Below are 22,872 nucleotides of genomic sequence, written 5' to 3' on the forward strand. Positions count from 1 at the left end.
TAAGGCTTGCCTAACCTATCGAAGATCGGGGGCGAAGCCAATCATGGAGAGACCCCGCGATGTCGTCAGGGCCGCGCCCTCCAGTGCACCGGCCGCGAGACCGACTCCGGCAGTCGTGTGCCCGGCCCGCCTTTGGCCGCGTTCAGCTGGGGCTGGGTGAGGAAGAAGGCGCCGGTGAGGTCCGCGTCCGTGAGGTCGGCGTCGCGCAGGTCGGCACCTATCAGGTCCGCGCCGCGCAGATCCGCGCCGGTGAGGTCGGCGGCGATGAGGTAGGCGCCCCGAAGATCGGCTCCGGCGAGGTCGGCTCCTCGCAGACGGGCGCCCATCAGGTCGGCGCCTCGCCGGTTCTTCTTCCTGCCGCCCGTGCCCGCTCGCGCCAGCTCGCTGGTCCTCAGCAGCAGGACGTTGACCTCCTGACGGTGGGCGCCGACGTCCAACGCCAGGAGTTCTTCCGGGGTTTGACGGGTGAGCTCCTCGGTCTTGCGCAGGGCGCGGCGCAGGTCGGCGACGACCGGGCGGGCGGCCGGCAGGGTGAGAGCCTCGGTGAGGTACCACAGCAGTTCGTGGAGCTGGCGGACGACCGGGAAGACATCGGCCATCCGCCGGACCTGCTCACGCGATCCGGTACGCCAGTCCTGTCCGCCGAAGGTGAGCTGCGAGACCTTCTGCCCCGCGCCGAAGCAGTCGTAGACCGTGCAGCCGGTGAAGCCGCGGGTCCGCAACTCGGCGTGGATACCGCAGCGGTGGTCGCCCCGGAGGTTCGGGCAGGGCTTTCCGGCCTGCTTGTCGATCGCGAAGTCCGCCGAGGCGGCGAAGGGCAGGGCCACGCAGCACAGGCCGAAGCACCGCTCGCAGTCCCCGCGCAGGCCGGCCGCTTCGGCCCGGTCTCTCGTATGGTCTGGCATCCCGCCAGCGTACTTACCCGCAGGTCATGTCCCGGCCGCCGCCCGTCGGAACAAGAACTCACCGACGCGTTTCCGCCGCTGTGGGGGTCTCCTCATCCAACGGAAAACAAGCTCGGCTATCACAGTGGTACGAGCCGACCGAGGCAGGAGCCCATCCGGATCGAGGAGAGACGTCATGTGCAGTCACCAGCCGGCGTGCCCCGCCGCGGACAGTCCCGACCACCGCACGGCCGTCATCGTCTCGGCCCACCCCGAACAGGGCTGGAGCCTGCTGTGCAACGGCACCATCGTCTTCGACGACACCGGTGCACTCCTGCCGGACGGGCGGGTGGTGGGCCCGCGCCGCCCCTCGCTCGCGCTGGGCGTGGCCGCCTGACTCAGTCGAGGGCGTCCGGCAGTTCGAGGCCCGCGAGACGCTCGGGGTCGGCCAGGATGTACATCTCGGTGATCCGGCCGTCGACGACGGTGACGCCCATGACCGACTGCGCCCGTCCCTCGACGACGTTGACGAAGCCGACCGCGTCGTTGATGAGCGCCATCCGCGCGAGAGGGGCGAACTGCCGGAACAGCATGGCCTGTTCGGCGACCGTCCTGGCTCCGTGCACCAGCTTCGACGCGGCCAGCCCGGCCAGCGCCCCGGAGTCGACCCGCAGGACGACATCGGGGTGGAGTACGGCGACCAGCGCCTCGAAGTCCCCGGCCAGGCTGGCGGCCAGGAAGGCGTCGAGGACCTGGCGCTGCCGGCCCAGGTCCAGCTCGGCCGAGGGAGTGGCTCCCTGTACCCGGCGCCGGGCGCGGCTGGCGAGTTGACGGGTGGCGGCCGAACTGCGGTCCACGATCGGCGCGATGTCGTCGAAGGGCACCGCGAACAAGTCGTGCAGCACGAACGCGAGCCGCTCGGCGGGCTCCAGGGTTTCCAGGACGATCATCAGGGCGATGCCCACCGCGTCGGCCTGGAGAACCTCCTGCTCCGGGTCGGCCTGCACGAGAGGGCGGATGACGGGGTCGGGGACGTGGGTGTCGTCCAGGGGGTCCTCGCGACGGGCGGTGCGCGAGCGCAGCATGTCGAGGCAGACCCGGCCGACCACGGTGGTCAGCCAGCCGCCGAGGTTGCGGATCTCCCCCGCGTCGACACGGCTCAGCTTCAGCCAGGTCTCCTGAACCGCGTCCTCGGCTTCGGCCAGGGAGCCGAGCATGCGGTAGGCCACCGCTCGCAACTGCCCGCGGTGTTCCTCGAAGCGGTCCGCCAGCAGTTCCGTCTCGTTCATACCGTCCCCCATGTCCGGCCGGCCCTGTGCCCTGTGAAGCCCGATGATCCAACCACGCCCGCGCCGCGCTGTGAAAGCCGTTTCCGCACAGGCACCCGATCGGCGTCGCCGGGCCCTCACCCTGGGCCGAGGGCCCGGGGCTACCGTGCGAAGACCTCGAACGCGACGCCCGGCCTCCCGTCGAACCGCTCACCGGTCGCGGCGGCCTTCCCCGTCAGGAAGCCCCCTGCGTACGCGGGCCGGTCCGGACCCTGACATCAGCCGGTGACAGCAAGCCGGTGACGGCGGGCGTCCGGCGTCCGGCGCCATGGGAGGTGGCCTCACACCTCGTCGCGGGTCAGCGCCAGCAGGCGGTCCAGGACGCGGGGGCCGCCCGCCCGGAGGCCGTCGTGCTCGAACTCGTCGGTGACCCAGGTGCGCAGACCGCGGATCGCGCGGGCCGTGGTCAGGGCGTGGGCGGTGTCCACGTACATGTCGTCGTGGTAGACGGCCGCCGCGACCGGCACCTCGTTGGCGGCGAGGCGGGCCGGGTCGTACAGGGGCGTCCAGTCGGTGCGGGCGGCGAGCAGGTCGGCGGTCTCGCGCAGCGGGCGCAGCGCCGGGTCGCAGTCGAACGTCCAGGGGTGGACGGACTCGCCGGTGAACAGCACAGGGCCGTCGCCCGCGAGGGTCTTGGCGGCGTCGAACTGGGGGAACTCGGCGCGCACCCGTTCTGCCGCCCAGGCGGTGGGGCGCTCGTCCTGGCCGTAGGTCGCCTCGTGGATCAGGGCGTAGAGCGGGTGGCCCGCGTACGACAGGAGGCCCTGGACCTCTTCCTGGAAGGCGTCGGACAGGGCGGTGCCCTGCGGGGTGCGGACGAAGGCGTGTTCCAGGAGGTAGTGCAGGCGGTGGCTGCCCTCGCCGCCGCCGAGGAGGATGCCGAGGGACTGGAAGGCCTCGGCGGTGAGGCGGTAGCCGCCCGGCAGGACCGGCTCGTGGTGCAGGACGTACTCGGCGATCTGCCGGGCTCGTTCGATGTCCTGCGGGTAGCGGGCGTAGTGCGCGGCGACCTTGCGTTCGATCCGGGGGTAGGCGGCCCGGTAGACGTCGTCGGCGTGGGCGTCGAGGGAGGGCAGGCCGCCGGTGATCACGGCGGCGCGCAGGCCTTCGGGGGCGGTGGAGAGGTAGCGCACCGCGCAGAAGCCGCCGAAGCTCTGGCCGAGGACGGTCCAGGGGGCGCCGCCGGTGACGGACGGGCGGATCGCCTCGCAGTCCCGCACGATAGCGTCGGCGCGGAAGCGGGCGAGGTAGTCGGCCTGTGCGGCGGGGCCGCCGCGCAGCGGGAGGGTCTGCCGGTTGGCGGGGGTGGAGTGGCCGGTGCCGCGCTGGTCCAGGAGCAGGACGCGGAACTCCTTGAGCGCGCGGCCGAGCCAGGCCTGCTTGCCGACGAAACGGTTCGCGCCGAAGCCGGGGCCGCCCTGCAGGTAGACCAGCCACGGCAGGTCCTGGTGCGCCTTGTCGCTCCCGACGACCTCGCGGGCGTAGAGCTCGATGCTCTCCCCCGCCGGGTCGTCGTGGTCGAGGGGCACGGTGAAGCGCCGGTCGGTGAGGACGACGCCGGGCTGGCGGTAGGTGAGGCTCAACAGGGCTCCCGGGACGGACGGATTACGGGCGCGTCCCAGTTCAGCACATGTTCCTCCGGCGGCCGACCCCCGGGATCATGAAATCGTGCTGAATGGCGGTTCAGCGTGCTGAGCGGGCCGGGCGTCAGCTCCCCCGGGTCGGCCTGCTCAAAGGGGGAGCCCTGCGTCACCTGTTTCAGCGCGCCGACAGGGCCGGGCATCACACCCCGGTCGTCCCGCTCACGCGCCGGCGCCCCCCTGCCCGGCCGGGTACGGCGCGCCGACAGGGGCCGGGGATCACCACCCGGTCGGCCCGCTGCTCAGGGCCCGGCGCCCCGCCGACCCGTCACTGGTTCAGCGTGCCGACAGGCTCGAGCGTCGTACCACCAGTTCGGGCTGGAGCACCACCCGGCGGTGCTCGTGCGCGCGGGGTGCGGTCTCCGCCTCGGTCTCCTCGAGGAGGAGCTCGGCGGCCAGGGCGCCCATGGTGACGGCGGGCTGGCGGACCGAGGTGAGCGGGACGGCCGCGGCGGCGGCGAACTCGATGTCGTCGTAGCCGACGATCGCGAGGTCGTCGGGGACGCCGACACCGGCCGCGTACATGGCCTGCAGGACACCGAGGGCGAGCAGGTCGTTGGCGCAGAACACGGCGGTGGGGCGGTCGGCGAGGCCGAGCAGGCGCGCGCCCGCGTCCCGGCCGGCGGCCACGTCGAGCCGGTCCGTGGGCAGTTCGCGCAGCGCGCCCGGGCCGAGACCGGCCTCGGCGAGCGCGTTCAGGGCGCCCGTCCGACGGTCACGGACCTGGTTGAGTCCGGGCGGCCCGCTGACGTACGCGAGGGAGCGGTGGCCGGCGTCGACGAGGTGGCGTACCGCGAGGGCGCCGCCCGCCACGTCGTCGACGGAGACCGAGCACTCGGTGGTGCCCTCGGCGACCCGGTCGACGAGGACGAACGGGATGCCGTGGCGGCGGAACGTCTCGATGTTGCGGCCGGACGCGTCCGCGGGCGTCAGCAGCACGCCCCGCACCCGCTGCTCGGCGAAGAGCGAGAGGTAGTCGGCCTCCTCGCCCGGGTTCTGGGCGCTGTTGCACACCATCACACCGAGTCCGGCCTCACGCGCGGCCCGCTCGGCACCGCGCGCGACGTCGACGAAGAAGGGGTTGCCCATGTCGAGGACGAGCAGCCCCATGATCCGGCTGCGGCCCGCGCGCAGCTGACGCGCGGACTCGCTGCGGACGTAGCCGAGCCGGTCTATCGCCGACAGCACCCGCGCCCGGGTCTCGGTGGCGACCGTGTCCGGGCGGTTGATGACGTTCGACACCGTGCCGACGGAGACCCCGGCGGCACGGGCGACGTCCTTGATACCCACCGAATGCGCCATCAGGCAGGTACCTCCAAGGCGGCGAGGGACGACAGGAAAGCCTTCACAGTACCGTCCTGACGTCGCAAGACGGACCCGGTCACGCGGGCAGTGCGAAGTCGACGACGTGGAGCGCCGAGGGCGTGGTGCCGCTGGACTTCTCCTGGTACATGAACGACAGGACGTTGTCGGCCTTGATCCGCAGCTCGTCGATGACGACCTCGCCGAAGGCGTTCAGGTCGCTGCCGTCGTACAGCAGCGTCCAGTCGGTGTACCCGGAGGACTTCGAGGCGCCGGCGATACGCCCGTAGGGGAAGACCGCGTACGCGTTGTCGTACTTGTCCAGGACCAGCTTGGTGCGCTGACTGGAGTTGAGCGCGACCGGGATCTCCGTCTTGGTCCAGGTGCCGGAGGAGTTCTTGCGGACGTGGAAGGCGCGGCCGTTGGCGGTGCGGTCGCCCACGTAGTTGGTGGTGCACTGGCCGAAACGGCCGGGGACGTAGCTGATGATCGCGTGCGGGAGGCCGGAGGAGTCGGTGGACTGGCTCTCCTGGTTCATCAGCGAGTGGTCGGGGTTGAGGGAGTCGACGACCAGGCCGCTGTCGGTGACGGCCACGGTGTCGGAGCTGCCGGTCGTCCCTACGACGGTGCCCGCGTCGTTGCGCCAGGTGCGGCCGCGGTCGGTCGAGTAGACGTAACCGGTGTCGTGGTTGGTGATGCCGCCGCTGTTGCACATCACGGCGGCGTTCTGCTCGCGCCAGGTGAAGAAGGAGTGCAGGCGGCCGTTGACGTCGTAGTCGATGCCGTGCAGGTACATGTTGCGGGCGGTCGAGGAACCGTGCGAGCTGGTGTACGTGCCCGTGGAGCTGGACCACTCCCCCAGTGCCGTCCAGGTCGAACCGTCGTACTCGGCAAGGGCGTTGCGGCCGTTCCCGGAGATCCCGACGCGGTAGCTGAGCTGCAGCTTGCCCTCGGGGGTGGAGATGAACTGGGGGTAGGTGAACTGCGAGGTGAGGGCGAGACCGTCCATGGACGTCTGGACGGAGCCGAAGACCGAGGCGGTCCAGCTGGTGGTGGCTGGATTGTCCATCAGCCCGGCGACGGACTTCACGTAGAAGTAGCCGTTGCTGTGCGAGTCCATGTTGAGGTGCAGACGGCCGTCGACCTTGGAGACGCCCATGGAGATGACGTTGTGCGAGTCGCTGGCCTTGAGGACGTGTGACAACGTGACGGTCGACCAGCTGCTCCCGCCGAGAACACGGCGGCCGACCACGGCGTTGCCGGTGGAGGTGTACCAGGTCGCGTACTGGTAGCCCTTGTAGGTCAGCAGGCCGTTCTTCTGGAACGAGTTGTTGTTGACCAGCCCGTCGTAGGAGACGAAGAAGATGGCCTGACCGTCGAGTTGGGTCGTGCTCTTCTTGGTGACGGAGGGGCCGGGGTCGGCGGCACGGGCTGTGCCGGAGGTGAAGACGGGGGTCATGACGGCTCCGGCGATGGCGGCGCCCAGCAGTGTACGTCTCTTCATCTCGGGGGACTCCATTGTCGTGCGAAGGAAGAGGAGGAGAGGGGGACGAGCGGGGATCAGGCGAGGTGGAACACTTCGGTGAGGGGTTTCATGGCCTCGTCGGGTCTGGCGCCGTCCAGGGACTCGAAGAACGGCGCCATCTCCGCCTGCCAGCGGGCGTTGACCTCGGTGGCTTCCATACCGGCCTGGGCCGCGGCGAAGTCCTCGGTCTCCAGGTAGCCGACGAGCAGTCCGTCATCCCGCAGGAAGAGCGAGTAGTTGTGCCAGCCGGTGGCGGAGAGTGCCTCGAGCATCTCCGGCCACACGGCGGCATGGCGTTCGCGGTACTCGGCGAGCCGGTCCTCACGGACCTTGAGGAGGAAACAGACGCGCTGCATGAAGTACCGCTCCCGAACTAGAAGTTGAACTGGTCGATGTTCTTCGCGTCGAACACGGTCGGCTTGCCGAGGCTGATCACGCCGTCCTTGCCGATGGTGTACTCGCCCATGTCGCCGGCCTTGAAGGTCTCGCCCTCCTTGCCGGTGATCTGCCCCGAGACCAGCGCGACGGCGGTACGGGCGGCCAGCGCGCCGAGCTTCGCCGGGTCCCACAGCTCGAAGCCCTCGACCGTGCCGTTCTTGACGTACTTGCGCATGTCGTTGGGCGTGCCGAGACCGGTCAGCTTGACCTTGCCCTTGTACTTGGAGCCGGACAGGTACTGGGCGGCGGCCTTGATGCCGACCGTGGTCGGGGAGATGATCCCCTTCAGGTTCGGGTACTGCTGGAGCAGGCCCTGGGTCTGCTGGAACGACTGCTGGGCGTCGTCATTGCCGTAGGCGACCTTGACGAGCTTGACGTCCTTGTACTTCGGGTCCTTGAGCTCGTCCTTCATGAAGTCGATCCAGGTGTTCTGGTTCGTCGCGGTCTGCGCGGCGGACAGGATCGCGATCTGGCCCTTGTAGCCGATCTGCTTCGCGAGCAGCTGCACCTCGGTCCGGCCCAGGTCCTCGGCGCTGGCCTGGGAGACGAAGGCGTTGCGGCAGTCGGGGTTGGTGTCGGAGTCGTAGGTGACGACCTTGATGTCGTTCTTCATGGCCTGCTTGAGGGCGGTGCACAGGGCGCCGGGGTCCTGCGCGGACACGGCCATCGCGTTGACCTGCTGCTGGGTCAGGGTGTTGACGTACGACACCTGGCCCGCGGTGTCGGTGGCGCTGGTCGGGCCGACCTCCTTGTAGCTGGAGCCGAGCTCCTTGACGGCGGCCTCGCCGCCCTTGTCGGAGGTGGTGAAGTACGGGTTGTTGACCTGCTTGGGCAGGAAGCCGATGGTCAGGCCCTTCTTGAGGGCCGCGCCCGGGTCGGCCTTGCCGGCCGAGGTGGCGGAGCCGGTGCTCTCGCTCTTCACGTCCTCCTTGGTGGTGCCGCCGCAGGCGGTGGCGGCCAGGGCGAGGGAGGTGACGGCGGCCAGGGCCGCACAGGTGCGGCGGAGGGTCGACTTGCGCATGGCGATGAGTCCTTTACGAGGGTGAGCTGAGGGACGATGTCGGAGTCGAGGCGGCTCTGTGGCCCGCCCTCGCTACGGAGATCTGCCGTGCGACCCGGGGGCCGAGCACGGAGAGGACCAGCAGAACGCCGGTGACGACGATCTGCGACTGGGCGGAGACGTCCTGGAGGCTCATCACGTTCTGCAGCGCGCCGAGCAGGAAGACTCCCGCGATGGCGCCGCCGAGCGTGCCCTTGCCTCCGTCGAAGTCGATACCGCCGAGCAACACGGCCGCCACGACGGACAGTTCGAGGCCGGTGGCGTTGTCGTAGCGGGCGCTGGCGTAGTGCAGCGCCCAGAAGATGCCGGTGAGGGAGGCCATCAGGCCGGTCACCGTGAACAGGATGAGTTTCTGCCGCTTGACCCGGATGCCGGCGAACCGGGCGGCCTCCTCGTTGGCGCCGATCGCGAACAGCGACCGCCCGAACGGGGTGGCGTGCAGGGCGACCACGGCGATCGCGAGCAGCACCACGAAGGGCAGGAACGCCTGCGGGACGAAGGTGTCCCCGATGCGTCCGGCCGCGAAGTCCAGGTACTGGGTGGGGAAGTCCGTCACCGCGTCGGAGCCGAGGATGATCTGCGCGATGCCCCGGTAGGCGGCGAGGGTGCCGATGGTGACGGCCAGGGACGGCAGCCCGAGGCGGGTCACCAGCAGGCCGTTGACCAGTCCGCAGGCCACGCCGAGCAGCAGGCAGATCGGGATGATCGTCTCGATCGTCATGCCCTGGTTCCACAGGGCCCCCATCACCGAGCCGGACAGACCGGCCGTGGAGGCCACCGACAGGTCGATCTCGCCGGAGACCACCAGGAGGGTCATCGGCAGGGCGATCAGTGCGATGGGCAGCGTGTTGCCGATCAGGAACGACAGGTTGAGGGCGTTTCCGAAACCGTCCACCGTGGAGAAGGACAGCAGGAGCAGAACGATCAGGAGGGCGCCGACGACGGTATCCCAGCGGACGGCACGGGTGAGCGACTCAGGCATGGCCGGCGTCTCCCTTCTTCGGTGCCTTCGCGGTGGTGGTCCTGGCCGCGGCGGCCTTCTTCTTCAGGGCGGTGGCCACCCGGAGCGCGACGACCCGGTCGACCGCGATGGCGAGGATGAGCAGGACGCCGTTGATGGCGAGCACCCACACCGAGCTGACGCCGAGGGCGGGCAGCACGCTGTTGATGGAGGTCAGCAACAGCGCGCCGAGGGCGGCGCCGTAGACGCTGCCGGAGCCGCCGGTGAAGACCACACCGCCGACCACGACGGCGCTGACGACGGTGAGTTCGTAGCCGTTGCCGGTGCCGGAGTCGACGTTGCCGAACCGGGCCAGGTACATCGCCCCGGCGAGTCCGGCGAGGGCACCGCAGAAGGTGTACGCGGCGAGGATCCGCTTGCGGACCGGGATGCCGGCGAGCCGGGCGGCCTCCGGGTTGGAGCCGAGGGCGTACAGCTCGCGGCCGCTGCCGAAGTGCTTGAGGTAGTACGCGGTCGCCACCAGCACCACCAGGGCGATCATCGCCAGCCACGGCACCGCGGACAGGCCGCCGGAGCCGAAGTCCACGAAGCCGCCCGGCAGGTCGGCCGCCGTGATCTGCCGGGAGCCCACCCAGATGGAGTCGATGCCGCGGATGATGTAGAGCGTGCCGAGGGTGACGACGAGGGCGGGCACCTGCCCGAGGCTGACCAGGAGGCCGTTCAGCAGGCCGAAGCCGATGCCGAGCAGGACCGCCAGGACCACGGCGACGACCGGGTTGCCGCCGCCCTGGAGGTAGTCACCGGCGGCGAAGGCGCTGATGCCGAGGGTGGAGCCGACGGACAGGTCGACGTTGCGGGTGATGACGACCAGTGACTGGCCGGTGGCGACGAGCACCAGGATGGTCGCGTTCAGCAGCAGGTCCTTGATGCCCTGCTCGGACAGGAACTCGCTGTTGCCGGCCTGGGTGACGGCGATCATCACCAGGAAGACGACCAGGATGGCCAGTTCGCGCATCTTGAAGACGCGGTCCACCAGCCGGGTGCCACTGGACCTGGGCACCTCGGCGACGGGCGTCTCGTTCGGGGTGAGCACCGTCATGCGGCAGCCCTCCCGGTGGGCGGGGACAAGAGGGCAGCCCTCTTCGTGGCTGTCATGCTGCGGCCCTCCCGGTGGCAGCGGCCATCACGGATTCCTCGGTGGCTTCGGAGCGCGGAATCTCGGCGGTCAGGCGTCCCTCGTGCATCACCAGCACGCGGTCGGCCATGCCGAGGATCTCGGGCAGGTCGGAGGAGATCATCAGTACGGCGACCCCGTCGGCGGCCAGCTCGCTGAGCAACCGGTGCACCTCGGCCTTGGTGCCGACGTCGATGCCGCGCGTGGGCTCGTCGACGATCAGCACCCTGGGGCCGGTGGCGAGCCACTTGGCCAGGACGACCTTCTGCTGGTTGCCCCCGGACAGCGTGTTGACGGTGTCGGCGATCCGGGCGTACTTGACCTGGAGCTTGACGGCCCAGTCGAGGGAGCGGCTGCGTTCGGCGCCGCGGTCGACGAGGCCGGCCTTCACGGTCGTACGAAGACCGGTCAGGCCGATGTTGCGCTCGATGGACATGTCCATCACCAGGCCCTGCGCGCGCCGGTCCTCGGGCACGAGGGCGAGCCCGGAGGCCATCGCGGTGGACGGGGCGCCGTTGGTGAGCTTGCGCCCCTGCACCTCGACCTCCCCGGCGTCCCAGCGGTCGATGCCGAAGACGGCCCGGGCCACCTCCGTACGGCCCGCGCCGACCAGACCGGCCAGGCCGACGATCTCGCCGTGCCGCACCTCGAAGGACACGTCGGTGAAGACGCCCTCGCGGGTCAGCCGGCGCACGCTCAGGGCGACCTCGCCCGGGCGGACCTCCTGCTTCGGGTAGAGCTCGTCGAGGTCGCGGCCGACCATCCGGCGGACGAGATCGTCCTCCGTCATGCCGACGATCGGCTCGCTGGCGATCCAGGCGCCGTCGCGCAGAGTCGTCACCCGCTGGCAGATCTGGAAGATCTCCTCCAGCCGGTGGCTGATGAACAGCACGGCGGCGCCCTGCTCGCGCAGGGTGCGCACGACACCGAAGAGACGGGCCACCTCGCTGCCGGTCAGGGCGGCGGTCGGCTCGTCCATGATCAGGACGCGGGCCTCGAAGGAGAGGGCCTTGGCGATCTCGACGATCTGCTGATCGGCGATGGACAGGCCGCGCGCGGGACGGTCGGGGTCGAGTTCGACACCGAGCCGCCGCATCAGGGCCAGGGTCGCGGAGTGCGTGGCCTTGTGGTCGATCCGGCCGAGCGCGCGCCGCGGCTGGCGGCCCATGAAGATGTTCTCGGCGATCGACAGGTCGGGGAAGAGGGTGGGTTCCTGGTAGATGACGGCGATACCCGCGTCGCGGGCGTCGCCGGGGCCGTGGAAGAGGACGGGCTCGCCGTCGAGCAGCACCCGGCCGGCGTCCGGTCGGTGCACCCCGGCGAGCGTCTTGATGAGGGTCGACTTGCCCGCGCCGTTCTCACCGGCGAGCGCGTGCACCTCACCGGGGAACAGTTCCAGGGACACGTCCCTCAGTGCGCGCACCGCTCCGAAGGACTTGGAGACGTCCTTGAGCGACAGCACCGGGGTCGGACCCGCGTCGGACGGGTAGGTCATGAGGGGCTCCTCGACGACGCCGGCGGAGGCCGTCACAGCGTCGTGAAAGGTTTCAACTTGGTTGCCGGGACGTTAGGCGCGCCAGACATGTCACGTCAATGGGTCAGTGTCGAAAAAGTTTCGATAGCCCAAGGTCACGGTCAGGGCACGGTGAACGAGGTGTGCCGCAACCCTTGACACCCCTGCTGGGGACCCATAGCTTCGCGGTTTGAATCGATTCATACAGAACGGCTGGCAGAGGAGCCCCCAAGTGACCGAGTTGGCTGCGGTGAAGGCCGCTCTCAAGTCCCAGGCAGTCGAGACGCCGTCGTGGGCGTACGGGAACTCGGGGACGCGCTTCAAGGTGTTCGCGCAAGCGGGTGTCCCCCGCGACCCGTGGGAGAAGCTCGCGGACGCGGCGAAGGTGCACGAGTTCACGGGCGTGGCGCCGACGGTCGCGCTGCACATTCCCTGGGACCGGGTCGAGGACTACGCGGCGCTGGCGAAGTACGCCGAGGAACACGGCGTGAAGCTGGGCGCGATCAATTCGAACACGTTCCAGGACGACGCCTACAAGCTGGGCAGCATCTGTCACGCGGACCCCGCGGTGCGGCGCAAGGCGCTGGATCACCTGCTGGAGTGCGTGGACATCATGGACGCCACCGGCTCGCGCGACCTGAAGCTGTGGTTCGCCGACGGAACGAACTATCCCGGGCAGGACGACATCCGCGAACGCCAGGACCGGCTCGCCGAGGGTCTGGCCGAGGTGTACCGGCGGCTCGGCGAGAACCAGCGGATGCTGCTGGAGTACAAGTTCTTCGAGCCCGCCTTCTACTCGACGGACGTGCCGGACTGGGGCACGGCGTACGCCCACTGCCTCAAGCTCGGCGAGAAGGCACAGGTCGTGGTCGACACCGGGCACCACGCCCCCGGCACCAACATCGAGTTCATCGTCGCCACGCTGCTGCGCGAGGGGAAGCTCGGCGGGTTCGACTTCAACTCGCGCTTCTACGCGGACGACGACCTGATGGTCGGCGCGGCCGATCCCTTCCAGCTGTTCCGGATCATGTACGAGGTGATCCGCGGGGGCGGGCTCACGCCTTCCGTCGCGTTCATGCTCGACCAGTGCCACAACATCGAGGCGAAGATCCCCGCGATCATCCGGTCCGTGATGAACGTCCAGGAGGCCACGGCGAAGGCGCTGCTCGTGGACCGGGAGGCGCTGGATGCGGCGCAGCGGTCGGGGGACGTGCTGGAGGCGAACGCGGTGATCATGGACGCGTACAACACGGATGTGCGGCCGCTGCTTCGTTCGCTCCGCGAGGAAATGGGGCTCGACCCCGACCCGACGGCCGCGTACCGGCGGTCCGGGTGGGCCGAGAAGATCGTGGCAGAGCGGGTGGGTGGTCAGCAGGCTGGTTGGGGGGCGTGAGCGGCTGTTTCGCGTCTGCCGGGTAAACCCGGTCGCAGGCTGCGGGCCGAGTGTGGCTGATCGCGGCCACGCGGCGGAGCCGCATATCTATACAGACCCGCGCCCCTGAAGGTGCGCTCACCTACACCCTCGTCAAGAAGGACTGAACAGACATGGCACCCCATCCCGAAGCCGCCGCCCTCCTCGCTCGTTCCCATCGGCTCGGTTCCGATCCCCGTAACACCAACTACGCCGGCGGCAACGCGTCCGCGAAGGGCACCGCCACCGACCCCGTCACCGGTGGTGATGTGGACCTGATGTGGGTCAAGGGGTCCGGTGGGGACCTCGGGACACTGACGGAGAGCGGGCTGGCCGTGTTGCGGCTGGACCGGATGCGGGCGCTTGTCGACGTGTATCCGGGGGTGGAGCGCGAGGACGAGATGGTCGCCGCGTTCGACTACTGCCTGCACGGCAAGGGCGGGGCCGCTCCCTCCATCGACACCGCGATGCACGGGCTCGTCGAGGCCGCGCACGTGGACCACCTGCACCCGGACTCCGGGATCGCGCTGGCCTGCGCGTCCGACGGGGAGAAGCTGACGGCCGAGTGTTTCGGCGACACGGTGGTGTGGGTGCCGTGGCGGCGGCCCGGGTTCCAGCTCGGGCTGGACATCGCGGCGGTCAAGGAGGCCAACCCGCAGGCGATCGGGTGCGTGCTCGGCGGGCACGGGATCACCGCGTGGGGTGACACGTCCGAGGAGTGCGAGCGCAACTCGCTGCACATCATCCGGACCGCGGAGACGTTCCTCGCCGAGCGGGGCAGGCCGGAGCCGTTCGGGCCGGTGATCGAGGGGTACGAGGCGCTGCCCGAGGAGGAGCGGCGGGAGCGGGCGGCGGCCCTGGCACCGTACGTCCGGGCCGTCGCCTCCCAGGACAGGCCGCAGGTCGGGCACTTCACCGACTCCGACGTCGTCCTCGACTTCCTGGCATCCGCCGAGCATCCGCGGCTCGCCGCGCTCGGCACCTCCTGCCCGGACCACTTCCTGCGCACCAAGGTCCGGCCGCTGGTCCTCGACCTGCCGCCGACGGCTCCCCTCGACGAGGCGATCGCGCGGCTGAAGGAGCTGCACGCCGAGTACCGTGAGGAGTACGCCGCCTACTACCAGCGGCACGCCGAGCCCGACTCCCCCGCGATGCGCGGCGCCGACCCGGCGATCGTGCTGGTTCCGGGCGTGGGCATGTTCTCCTTCGGCAAGGACAAGCAGACGGCCCGGGTGGCCGGCGAGTTCTACGTCAACGCGATCAACGTGATGCGCGGGGCCGAGGCGGTGTCGACGTACGCGCCGATCGAGGAGTCGGAGAAGTTCCGCATCGAGTACTGGGCGCTGGAGGAGGCCAAGCTCCAGCGGATGCCGAAGCCGAAGCCGCTGGCGACCCGGGTTGCGCTGGTGACCGGCGCCGGCAGCGGGATCGGGAAGGCGATCGCCGAGCGGCTGGTCGCCGAGGGCGCGTGCGTGGTGATCGCCGACCTCAACGCGGGGAACGCGCAGGCCGTCGCGGAGGAGTTGGGCGGCGCCGACAAGGCCGTCGCCGTGACCGTCGACGTCACGTCCGAGGAGCAGATCGCCGAAGCCTTCAAGGCGGCGGCGCTCGCCTTCGGCGGGGTGGACCTGGTGGTCAACAACGCCGGAATCTCCATCTCCAAGCCGCTCCTCGAGACGTCGGCGAAGGACTGGGACCTCCAGCACGACATCATGGCCCGCGGCTCCTTCCTGGTCTCGCGGGAGGCGGCCCGGGTGATGATCGCGCAGGAGCTGGGCGGCGACATCGTCTACATCGCTTCCAAGAACGCCGTGTTCGCCGGACCCAACAACATCGCCTACTCCGCGACCAAGGCCGACCAGGCCCATCAGGTGCGGCTGCTCGCCGCCGAGCTGGGCGAGCACGGGATCCGTGTCAACGGGGTCAACCCGGACGGGGTCGTGCGCGGCTCCGGGATCTTCGCGGGCGGCTGGGGCGCGAAGCGGGCGGCCGTGTACGGGGTGCCGGAGGAGAAGCTGGGCGAGTTCTACGCCCAGCGGACCATCCTCAAGCGGGAGGTGCTGCCCGAGCACGTGGCCAACGCGGTCTTCGCGCTCACCGGCGGGGAGCTGACGCACACCACGGGGCTGCACGTCCCGGTCGACGCCGGCGTCGCGGCCGCCTTCCTGCGATGAGCGGGGCCGTGAAGTCGTACGCCGCGGTCGACCTCGGCGCGTCCAGCGGACGGGTCATGGTCGGCCGCGTCGGCCCCGACAGCCTGGAGCTGACCGAGGCGCACCGCTTCCCCAACCGGCCGGTCAGGGTGCCGGAGGGGCTGCGGTGGGACATCCTCGGGCTGTACCGGGGTGTCCTCGACGGGCTGCGGGCGGCCGGTGCCCACTGCGGTGGACGGCTCGACTCGGTCGGCATCGACAGCTGGGCCGTGGACCACGGCCTGCTCGACGCCGACGGGGCGCTGCTCGGCAACCCGGTGCACTACCGGGACGCGCGGACCGAGGGCGTCGCGGAGAAGGTGTGGGCGACGGTGCCGGCGCCCGAACTGTACGCGGCGACCGGGTTGCAGTACGCGCCCTTCAACACCCTGTACCAGCTGATCGCGGCCCGCTCCTCCGACCAACTGGCCCACGCCAAGCGACTGTTGCTCGTTCCCGACCTGCTCTCCTACTGGCTCACGGGCGAGCAGGGCACCGAGCTGACCAACGCGTCGACGACCCAGCTGATCGATCCCCTCACGCGCGAGTGGTCGTACGACATCGCGTCCCGGCTCGGTGTCGACCTGGACCTGTTCGCGCCGCTGCGGCAGCCCGGCGATCCGGCGGGCGTGCTGCGGCCGGACGTGCTGGAGGAGACCGGGCTGGCCGGGCCGGTGCCGGTGACGGCGGTCGGGTCGCACGACACCGCCTCCGCCGTGGCGGCCGTCCCGGCGGCCGGTGAGCGGTTCGCGTACATCTGCACCGGCACCTGGTCCCTGGCCGGGCTGGAGCTGGACGCGCCGGTGCTGACGGAGGAGAGCCGGCTGGCCAACTTCACCAACGAGTTGGGGCTCGACGGCACCGTCCGGTATCTGCGCAACATCATGGGCCTGTGGCTGCTCCAGGAGTGCGCACGGGACTGGGGGGAGCCCGAGTTGGGCGAGCTGCTCCTCGACGCGGCCAAGGTGTCGGCCCTGCGGTCGGTGGTGGACGCGGGGGACGCCGCGTTCCTGGCGCCGGGCCGGATGCCGGAGCGGATCGCCGAGGCGTGCCGTGCCTCCGGGCAGCCGGTGCCCGCCTCGCCCGCCGAGATCACGCGCTGCATCCTGGACTCCCTCGCCCTTGCCCACCGCCGGGCCGTTCAGGACGCGCAGCGGCTGGCCGACCACCCGGTCGACGTCGTGCACATCGTCGGCGGGGGCACCCGCAACGCCCTGCTGTGCCAGCTGACCGCCGACGCCTGCGGGCTGCCGGTCGTCGCGGGCCCGACGGAGGCGGCGGCCCTGGGCAACGTCCTGGTGCAGGCCCGGGCCCACGGGCTGGTGGGCGACCTGGCGGGGACGCGCGAGCTGCTCGTGCGGACCCAGCCGCTGACCCGGTACGAGCCGCAGGGCGACCCGGCCCGCTGGCGCGAGGCCCAGGCCCGGCTCACCGTGGGGTGAGGGGGACTCCCCGGGCGGCGGACCCGGGGATACGCTGACTCATCCGATGATCGACCATGAGGAGCCGCGATGCGTGTCGCCCTGTTCCTGACCTGTGTCAACGACACGCTCTATCCGGACACCGGGCGCGCGGTGGTGAAGCTGCTGACCAGGTTGGGCGTAGACGTCGACTTCCCGATGGCCCAGACCTGCTGCGGGCAGGCCCACTACAACACCGGCTACCGGCATGAGGCGGAACCCCTGGCCCGGCATTTCTCCGATGTCTTCGGGGAGTACGAGGCGATCGTGACGCCGTCCGGGTCGTGCGGGGCGATGGTGCGGGAGCTGTATCCGCGGATGGGTCAGCGGGCCCGGGCCGAGGGCCGCGGGGACTCGCTCGCCGCTACCCTGGCGCCGGTGGTGCCGAAGACGTACGAGCTGACGGAGTTCCTGGTGGACGTGCTGGGGGTGACGGACGTCGGGGCGTACTACCCGCACACGGTGACCTACCACCCGACCTGCCACGGGCTGCGCTCTCTGGGGCTGGGCGACCGGCCCCGGCGGCTGCTCCAGGCGGTGAAGGGGCTGGAGTTGGTGGAACTGCCGGGCGCCGACGAGTGCTGCGGTTTCGGCGGCACGTTCGCGCTGAAGAACGCCGATGTCTCGGCGGCGATGGGCGCGGACAAGGTACGCAACGCCGAGTCGACCGGCGCGGAGGTGCTGTGCGCGGCCGACAACTCCTGTCTGATGCACATCGGGGGAACGATGACCCGGCTGAAGACAGGCATGCGGCCGGTGCACATCGCGGAGATCCTGGCGAGCACTCAGGAGGAAACAGCGGCATGAGCGGAACATTCGTGGGGATGCCGGCCTTTCCTCAGGCCGCGCACGAGGCGGTCAACAATCCGACCCTGCGCGGCAATCTGCGCCACGCCACGCACACCATCCGTGCCAAGCGGGCGAAGGCCGTCGCGGAGGTCTCCGACTGGGCCGAGCTGCGCGAGGCCGGGAAGCGGATCAAGGACCACACACTCCTTCATCTCGACCGGTATCTGGAGCAGGTGGAGGAGTCGGTCACGGCGGCGGGCGGAATCGTCCACTGGGCCGCCGACGCCGACGAGGCCAACCGGATCGTGGCCGGCCTGGTCAAGGAGACGGGCGAGTCGGAGGTCGTCAAGGTCAAGTCGATGGCCACGCAGGAGATCGGGCTCAACGAGGCCCTGGAGGCCGAGGGCATCCGTGCCTACGAGACCGATCTCGCCGAGCTGATCGTGCAGTTGGGCAAGGACCGGCCCTCGCACATCCTCGTCCCCGCGATCCACCGCAACCGCGGCGAGATCCGGGACATCTTCACGCGCGAGATGAGCGAGTGGGGGCGTCCGGCACCCGAGGGTTTGACCGACACGCCCGCCGAACTCGCCGAGGCCGCGCGCCTGCACCTGCGGGAGAAGTTCCTGCGCGCCAAGGTCGGCATCTCCGGCGCCAACTTCGTGGTCGCCGAGACCGGCACGCTGGTGGTCGTGGAGTCCGAGGGCAACGGGCGGATGTGCGTGACCCTGCCCGAGACGCTGATCTCGGTCGTCGGCATCGAGAAGATCGTGCCGACCTGGCGGGACCTGGAGGTGTTCCTCCAGACCCTCCCCCGCTCATCGACGGCCGAGCGCATGAACCCGTACACGTCGATGTGGACCGGTACGACCGAGGAGGACGGTCCGAAGACCTTCCACCTGGTCCTGCTCGACAACGGCCGCACCGACACCCTCGCCGACGAGGTCGGCCGGCAGGCCCTGCGCTGCATCCGCTGCTCGGCGTGTCTCAACGTCTGCCCGGTGTACGAGCGGGCCGGCGGGCATGCGTACGGCTCGGTCTACCCGGGTCCGATCGGCGCCATCCTCAGCCCCCAACTGCGGGGCACGGCCAGCGAGATCGACGCCTCCCTGCCGTACGCCTCCTCCCTGTGCGGGGCCTGCTACGAGGTGTGTCCGGTCGCCATCGACATCCCGGAGGTGCTGGTGCACCTGCGGGAACGGGTCGTCGAGGGCGGCCCGGTGACGCGGGAGGGCAACAAGGTGGTACTCAAGCCCGCGAAGGGTCATGCCGCCGAGCGGGCGGCGATGCGTGCGGCACGCTGGGCGTTCGGGCGTCCCGGCGCCCTGCGCACCGGTCAGCGGCTCGCCTCGCGCACCCGCCGCTTCCATCCGCGCACGCTGCCCGGCCCGGGCGGCGCGTGGAGCGACACGCGGGATCTGCCGCCGGTGCCGGCGGAGCCGTTCCGCGACTGGTGGCAGCGCACGCAGGGCCGGCACGGCGACAACGGCGACAACGGCGACAAGGGGACCGCGAAGTGAGCAGCAGGGAGCGGATCCTGGGCCGGGTGCGGCGTGCGCTGGCAGCCGTGCCTCACGACGACACTCCGTACGAGCAGGCGTTTTCCCGCGACTATCTACGCGAGCACGGTGACCGGAGTGTCGAGCAGACGGTCGATCTGCTCGCCGAGAACCTGGCGGACTACCGGGCGATCGTGCACCGCTGCACCCCCGCCGACCTCGCGGCGACGATCGCCGGGATGCTGGCCGCGCGGGGCTCGAAGACGGTGCTCGTGCCGCGGGGCCTCGATCCCGGATGGCTCGCGGCGGCCGACGCCGAGCAGGTGCCGGACCGCGCCGAGAGCAGTGCGCACGAGCTCGACCAGGTCGACAGCGTCGTCACCGCGTGCGCGGTCGCCGTCGCCGAGACGGGGACCATCGTGCTCGACGGCGGCCCCGACCAGGGCCGCCGCCGCATCACGCTCGTCCCGGACCATCACATCTGTGTCGTACGGGTCCCGGACCAGGTCGTCTCCTCCGTCCCGCAGGCTCTCGAACGCCTCTCCCCGGCGCGCCCGTTGACCTGGATCTCCGGGCCTTCGGCCACCAGCGACATCGAGCTGGACCGGGTCGAGGGGGTGCACGGTCCGCGCACCCTGGAGGTGGTGCTGGTGGACGGTCAGGCGAGTACGGAGGTCACCTCGTAGCGGCCGGACGGGAGGCGGTAGGAGGCGGTGCCGTCCGCGAAGCCCAGGTACTCGACGCCCTCGGCATGGGCCAGGGGTGAGCCGTCCTCGCGGACCGTGTCCGGGTCGGCGGTGGGCAGGCGCAGGGTCGCCGTGCTGTTGGCGGGGACCACGGCCCGGTAGGCCAGCCTCCCGTCCGTCGCCGTCCACTCGCTGACGATCTCTCCGTACGGCGACAGGTGCGACGCGGCCACGTGCCCGATCCGGCCGGTCGGGTCGGGATGCGGGCGCAGGAAGAAATGGCGGAAGCCGGGGTGGTGCGGGTCCTTCGCGATGCCGGCCATGCTCTCGTACATCCACTCCATGATCGCGCCGTAGGAGTAGTGGTTGAAGGAGTTCATGTCGACCGGGCCGAAGCCGTCCTCCTTCGCGTACGAGTTCCAGCGCTCCCAGACGGTGGTGGCGCCGTTGTCCACGGAGTACAGCCAGGACGGCATGGCGTTCTGGTGCAGCAGTGCGTACGCGAGGTCGGCGCGGCCCTCGTCGGTGAGGACGGGGGCGATGACGTTCACGCCGAGGAAGCCGACGGAGAGGGTGTTCTCCGCGTACTTCACCCGGGTGCTGTCGGGGTGGGCGGCCTTGTACGCCACGTCGTTGCCGACGTTGTCGGCGAGCAGGGCGACCAGTTGGCGGCGCTGGTCCCCGGTGTCGTACAGGCCCAGTTTGAGGGCCCACAGCAGCGCGGTCTGGCTGTTGTCCTCGGGCTTGCCCGCGGTGTCCCCTGGGGTCCACGGGGGCGGGTCGCCGAGGCTGGAGCGCACCGTGAGCGTGCCGCCTTCAGTGCTGAGGTACTTGGCGACGAACGCGCTCTTGATCCGGGCGAAGAGCTCGTCGTAGGCGCGGCTCTCGGCGGTGCGGCCGGTGGCGCGGGCCATGTCGGCCATGAGCCGGGCGCTGTAGCCGTAGGAGACGTCGCTGATGAGCTGGGTGCTGGTCACCTGAAAGGCGAGCCAGTCGCCGAAAACCGCTCCCTGGCCGGCGTAGGTGTCGCCGGTGCGGGCGCGGATCCAGTCCAGGTACGTCGTCATCGCCGCCCAGCTGCGGTCGATGATCGTGGTGTCACCGGACATCTGCCACACCGTCCACGGCACCACCACCCCGCAGTCGGCCCAACCGCTCGCCGGGACCGGCTCGTTGTAGCGGGCTCCGGGGGCGATCCAGGGGAACTGGGCGCCGTCCGCGCCGTAGACGCGCTGCGAGTCGATCAGGGTGTCCTGGAAGTGGCTGAGGAAGGCGACCGCGTCGGCGTTGTAGAGGCCGGTGAGGGAGAAGAGCTGGGTGTCGCCGGTCCAGCCGAGGCGTTCGTCGCGCTGCGGGCAGTCGGTGGGCACCCACAGGTAGTTGCCGCGCTGACCCCAACGGACGTTGCTGATCAGCTGGTTGATCCGGGGGGCGTCGGTGGTGACGGTACCGATGTCGCGGAGCGCGGAGGTGGCGACCTTGCCGGTGATCTCGGTGAGGGTGACGGTGTCGGTCGCGGTGACGGAGAGGTAGCGGAAGCCGTAGAAGGTCAGGGAGTCCTGGTGGGTCTCGCCGTCGGGGTCGCCCCTGAGGATGTATGTGCTGGTGGCCTCGGCGGTGCGCAGGTTGGCCCGGTAGACCGAGCCGACGGGGCCGTCGGCGCCCGCGCTGTCGTCGTTGAGCATCTCGCCGGGCCGGAAGGTGACTTCGGCGCCGGCCGGGCCGCGCAGGCTGTAGCGGGGCACGCCGACCATGTTCTGGCCGAGGTCGATCACGGCGGTGTCGCCGGGGTGCAGGGTGACGCTCGCGGTGGCCGCCTCGGCAGGATCGGTGACCGTGCGGGCGGCGTCGACGACGATACGGCCCTTGCCGCCTGCGCTGCCGTCCTGGCCCGTCACGCCCTTGCAGACGGTGACGGAGTGCGGCTCGCGGTCCCACTCGGGTACCAGGCGGGCGCTGTCGGCGGGGTAGGCGACCAGCTTCGCGTCCGGGAACCTCGTCGTGTGGTCGTGTTCCTCGACGCCCGCCCAGGCGGAGTCGTCGAAGCCGTTCTCCGTCCAGCCCGCAAGCTCCCTCCGGGCGTCGTAGGTCTGCCCGTCGTAGATGTCGTCGGCGCGGTAGGGGCCGGTGTCGGTGGCTCTCCAGGTCCCCCCGGGAGTGGTGACGACCGTCTGCCGGGATCCGTCCGCGTACCGGATCAGGAGCTTGGCCTTGAGGGCCAGGCGGTTGCCGGTCGCGGAGTAGTAGGCGCTGTTCTCGGAGATGCGGCCGTTGTACCAGCCGTTGCCCAGCACCGCGGCGAGGGTGAGGCGCCTTGGGCCCGCCAAGAGGTCCGTGACGTCGTAGGTCAGGTAGTTGACGGTGCTTTCGTAGTTGGTCCAGCCCGGGGCGAGCAGTTCCAGGGTGGTGCCGTCGCCGTGCGGTACGGCGACACGGTGGCCGTTGACGTAGGCGTCGTACACGCCGAGGGCCGAGACGTACAGCCGTGCCTGAAGGACCAGCCCGTGCTTCAGGGCTGTCTCGTGGCGCAGCAGCGGGGCTCCGGCGCTCTTGGGCTCCTTGCCCGCCATGGTGATCCAGCGGGCGCCATCCCAGCCGGTGGTGCCGTCGGTGCTGAGCAGTCCGGTCTCGAAGTGGGCGGTCGAGGCGGCGGGGACGGCGCGGTCGTGCTCGTCCCACGCCGTCACCGTCCAGTGGTAGCGGGTGGAGGGGCGCAGCGCGGGCCCTGCGTAGCGCACCGCGACCGAGTCCGGGGAGGCGACGCGGCCGCTGTCCCAGACGTCCGCGCGGGCGCCGGTCAGGCGGTCGGGCGAGGTGGCCACGAGGATCCGATACGCCGTCTGCCGGCGGCCCCGGGCCGCGGAGACCGTCCGCCAGCCGAACCGGGGCCGTGCCGCGTCCACGCCGAGCGGGTTCGTGCGGTGCTCCACGGTCAGCCCGGCCACGGAGGTCCGGCCGGGGCCCGGGGCCGCCCAGTCGTTCGCTCCGTCATTCACGCCGTTGTCCCTTC

General features: G+C 70.6%; 18 protein-coding genes. 7 read left to right on the forward strand and 11 right to left on the reverse strand.

The features are described 5' to 3' along the window. Window positions 1–65: 65 nt before the first annotated feature. On the reverse strand, window positions 66–905 hold the full coding sequence (locus ACIBK3_RS18325) for a pentapeptide repeat-containing protein (RefSeq protein ID WP_399366727.1): 840 nt from the start codon (window positions 903–905) through the stop codon (window positions 66–68). Window positions 906–1,080: 175 nt separating this feature from the next. Between ACIBK3_RS18325 and ACIBK3_RS18330 the strand changes: the two genes are divergently transcribed. Beyond that, a complete protein-coding gene (locus ACIBK3_RS18330) occupies window positions 1,081–1,281 on the forward strand; it encodes a DUF5999 family protein (RefSeq protein WP_399366729.1) in 201 nt (66 codons plus the stop codon). Window position 1,282: 1 nt separating this feature from the next. Here the strand turns inward: ACIBK3_RS18330 and sigJ are convergent, their stop codons facing one another. The 9 genes from sigJ to ACIBK3_RS18375 form a co-directional block, all read right to left on the reverse strand. Continuing rightward, the gene (gene sigJ, locus ACIBK3_RS18335; protein ID WP_399366731.1) at window positions 1,283–2,173 is read right to left on the reverse strand and encodes an RNA polymerase sigma factor SigJ; all 891 of its coding nucleotides are present in this window, start codon (window positions 2,171–2,173) and stop codon (window positions 1,283–1,285) included. 320 nt (window positions 2,174–2,493) lie between these two features. Then, window positions 2,494–3,795, reverse strand: a complete 1,302-nt coding sequence (locus tag ACIBK3_RS18340; RefSeq protein WP_399366733.1) for an alpha/beta fold hydrolase — start codon at window positions 3,793–3,795, stop codon at window positions 2,494–2,496. 333 nt (window positions 3,796–4,128) lie between these two features. After that, window positions 4,129–5,154, reverse strand: a complete 1,026-nt coding sequence (locus tag ACIBK3_RS18345; RefSeq protein ID WP_399366735.1) for a LacI family DNA-binding transcriptional regulator — start codon at window positions 5,152–5,154, stop codon at window positions 4,129–4,131. Between the two features lie 79 nt (window positions 5,155–5,233). After that, the gene (locus ACIBK3_RS18350; protein ID WP_399366737.1) at window positions 5,234–6,658 is read right to left on the reverse strand and encodes a BNR repeat-containing protein; all 1,425 of its coding nucleotides are present in this window, start codon (window positions 6,656–6,658) and stop codon (window positions 5,234–5,236) included. 56 nt (window positions 6,659–6,714) lie between these two features. Further along, entirely contained in the window at window positions 6,715–7,035 is a 321-nt protein-coding gene (locus ACIBK3_RS18355) for an L-rhamnose mutarotase (protein ID WP_358599061.1), read from the reverse strand. A 17-nt stretch (window positions 7,036–7,052) separates the two neighbouring features. Continuing rightward, window positions 7,053–8,138 (reverse strand): rhamnose ABC transporter substrate-binding protein, encoded by a 1,086-nt coding sequence (gene rhaS / locus ACIBK3_RS18360; RefSeq protein ID WP_399366739.1) that lies wholly within the window; start codon window positions 8,136–8,138, stop codon window positions 7,053–7,055. 13 nt (window positions 8,139–8,151) lie between these two features. Beyond that, the gene (locus tag ACIBK3_RS18365; protein ID WP_399366741.1) at window positions 8,152–9,159 is read right to left on the reverse strand and encodes an ABC transporter permease; all 1,008 of its coding nucleotides are present in this window, start codon (window positions 9,157–9,159) and stop codon (window positions 8,152–8,154) included. Further along, on the reverse strand, window positions 9,152–10,237 hold the full coding sequence (locus tag ACIBK3_RS18370; RefSeq protein WP_399366743.1) for an ABC transporter permease: 1,086 nt from the start codon (window positions 10,235–10,237) through the stop codon (window positions 9,152–9,154). Before ACIBK3_RS18370 ends, ACIBK3_RS18365 begins: the two co-directional genes overlap by 8 nt. 52 nt (window positions 10,238–10,289) lie before the next feature. Next, window positions 10,290–11,807, reverse strand: coding sequence for a sugar ABC transporter ATP-binding protein (locus ACIBK3_RS18375; protein WP_399366745.1), 1,518 nt, complete (start codon window positions 11,805–11,807; stop codon window positions 10,290–10,292). Window positions 11,808–12,057: 250 nt separating this feature from the next. Here ACIBK3_RS18375 and rhaI point away from each other — a divergent pair, with 250 nt between their 5' ends. The 6 genes from rhaI to ACIBK3_RS18405 all read left to right on the forward strand — a co-directional run bounded on the left by rhaI (window position 12,058) and on the right by ACIBK3_RS18405 (window position 19,862). After that, window positions 12,058–13,218: an L-rhamnose isomerase gene (gene rhaI, locus ACIBK3_RS18380; protein ID WP_399366747.1), complete on the forward strand. Its 1,161-nt coding sequence runs from the start codon at window positions 12,058–12,060 to the stop codon at window positions 13,216–13,218. Between the two features lie 152 nt (window positions 13,219–13,370). Next, entirely contained in the window at window positions 13,371–15,410 is a 2,040-nt protein-coding gene (locus tag ACIBK3_RS18385; RefSeq protein WP_399366749.1) for a bifunctional aldolase/short-chain dehydrogenase, read from the forward strand. Then, a complete protein-coding gene (locus tag ACIBK3_RS18390; RefSeq protein ID WP_399366751.1) occupies window positions 15,407–16,870 on the forward strand; it encodes a rhamnulokinase family protein in 1,464 nt (487 codons plus the stop codon). Before ACIBK3_RS18385 ends, ACIBK3_RS18390 begins: the two co-directional genes overlap by 4 nt. Before the next feature lie 69 nt (window positions 16,871–16,939). Continuing rightward, on the forward strand, window positions 16,940–17,695 hold the full coding sequence (locus ACIBK3_RS18395) for a (Fe-S)-binding protein (RefSeq protein WP_399366753.1): 756 nt from the start codon (window positions 16,940–16,942) through the stop codon (window positions 17,693–17,695). Then, complete coding sequence (locus ACIBK3_RS18400) at window positions 17,692–19,197, forward strand: LutB/LldF family L-lactate oxidation iron-sulfur protein (protein WP_399366755.1); 1,506 nt, start codon at window positions 17,692–17,694, stop codon at window positions 19,195–19,197. The genes ACIBK3_RS18395 and ACIBK3_RS18400 overlap by 4 nt, the downstream gene beginning before the upstream one ends. Further along, window positions 19,194–19,862 (forward strand): lactate utilization protein C, encoded by a 669-nt coding sequence (locus tag ACIBK3_RS18405; RefSeq protein ID WP_399366757.1) that lies wholly within the window; start codon window positions 19,194–19,196, stop codon window positions 19,860–19,862. The genes ACIBK3_RS18400 and ACIBK3_RS18405 overlap by 4 nt, the downstream gene beginning before the upstream one ends. Here ACIBK3_RS18405 and ACIBK3_RS18410 read toward each other — a convergent pair. Further along, window positions 19,835–22,858, reverse strand: a complete 3,024-nt coding sequence (locus ACIBK3_RS18410; RefSeq protein ID WP_399366758.1) for a family 78 glycoside hydrolase catalytic domain — start codon at window positions 22,856–22,858, stop codon at window positions 19,835–19,837. The two genes, ACIBK3_RS18405 and ACIBK3_RS18410, sit on opposite strands and share 28 nt — an antisense overlap. Between the last annotated feature and the right edge of the window lie 14 nt (window positions 22,859–22,872).

This window comes from Streptomyces sp. NPDC050287, from assembly GCF_044459385.1.
In the GTDB taxonomy this organism is placed as follows: domain Bacteria; phylum Actinomycetota; class Actinomycetes; order Streptomycetales; family Streptomycetaceae; genus Streptomyces.

Coding starts and splice junctions, on each gene's coding strand:
- ACIBK3_RS18355 (WP_358599061.1), bottom strand. CDS start 7,035: ATGCAGCGCGTCTGTTTCCTCCTCAAGGTCCGTGAGGACCGGCTCGCC.
- ACIBK3_RS18345 (WP_399366735.1), bottom strand. CDS start 5,154: ATGGCGCATTCGGTGGGTATCAAGGACGTCGCCCGTGCCGCCGGGGTC.
- ACIBK3_RS18395 (WP_399366753.1), top strand. CDS start 16,940: ATGCGTGTCGCCCTGTTCCTGACCTGTGTCAACGACACGCTCTATCCG.
- ACIBK3_RS18400 (WP_399366755.1), top strand. CDS start 17,692: ATGAGCGGAACATTCGTGGGGATGCCGGCCTTTCCTCAGGCCGCGCAC.
- ACIBK3_RS18330 (WP_399366729.1), top strand. CDS start 1,081: ATGTGCAGTCACCAGCCGGCGTGCCCCGCCGCGGACAGTCCCGACCAC.
- sigJ (WP_399366731.1), bottom strand. CDS start 2,173: ATGAACGAGACGGAACTGCTGGCGGACCGCTTCGAGGAACACCGCGGG.
- ACIBK3_RS18325 (WP_399366727.1), bottom strand. CDS start 905: ATGCCAGACCATACGAGAGACCGGGCCGAAGCGGCCGGCCTGCGCGGG.
- ACIBK3_RS18390 (WP_399366751.1), top strand. CDS start 15,407: ATGAGCGGGGCCGTGAAGTCGTACGCCGCGGTCGACCTCGGCGCGTCC.
- ACIBK3_RS18350 (WP_399366737.1), bottom strand. CDS start 6,658: ATGAAGAGACGTACACTGCTGGGCGCCGCCATCGCCGGAGCCGTCATG.
- ACIBK3_RS18385 (WP_399366749.1), top strand. CDS start 13,371: ATGGCACCCCATCCCGAAGCCGCCGCCCTCCTCGCTCGTTCCCATCGG.
- ACIBK3_RS18365 (WP_399366741.1), bottom strand. CDS start 9,159: ATGCCTGAGTCGCTCACCCGTGCCGTCCGCTGGGATACCGTCGTCGGC.
- ACIBK3_RS18370 (WP_399366743.1), bottom strand. CDS start 10,237: ATGACGGTGCTCACCCCGAACGAGACGCCCGTCGCCGAGGTGCCCAGG.
- ACIBK3_RS18375 (WP_399366745.1), bottom strand. CDS start 11,807: ATGACCTACCCGTCCGACGCGGGTCCGACCCCGGTGCTGTCGCTCAAG.
- rhaS (WP_399366739.1), bottom strand. CDS start 8,138: ATGCGCAAGTCGACCCTCCGCCGCACCTGTGCGGCCCTGGCCGCCGTC.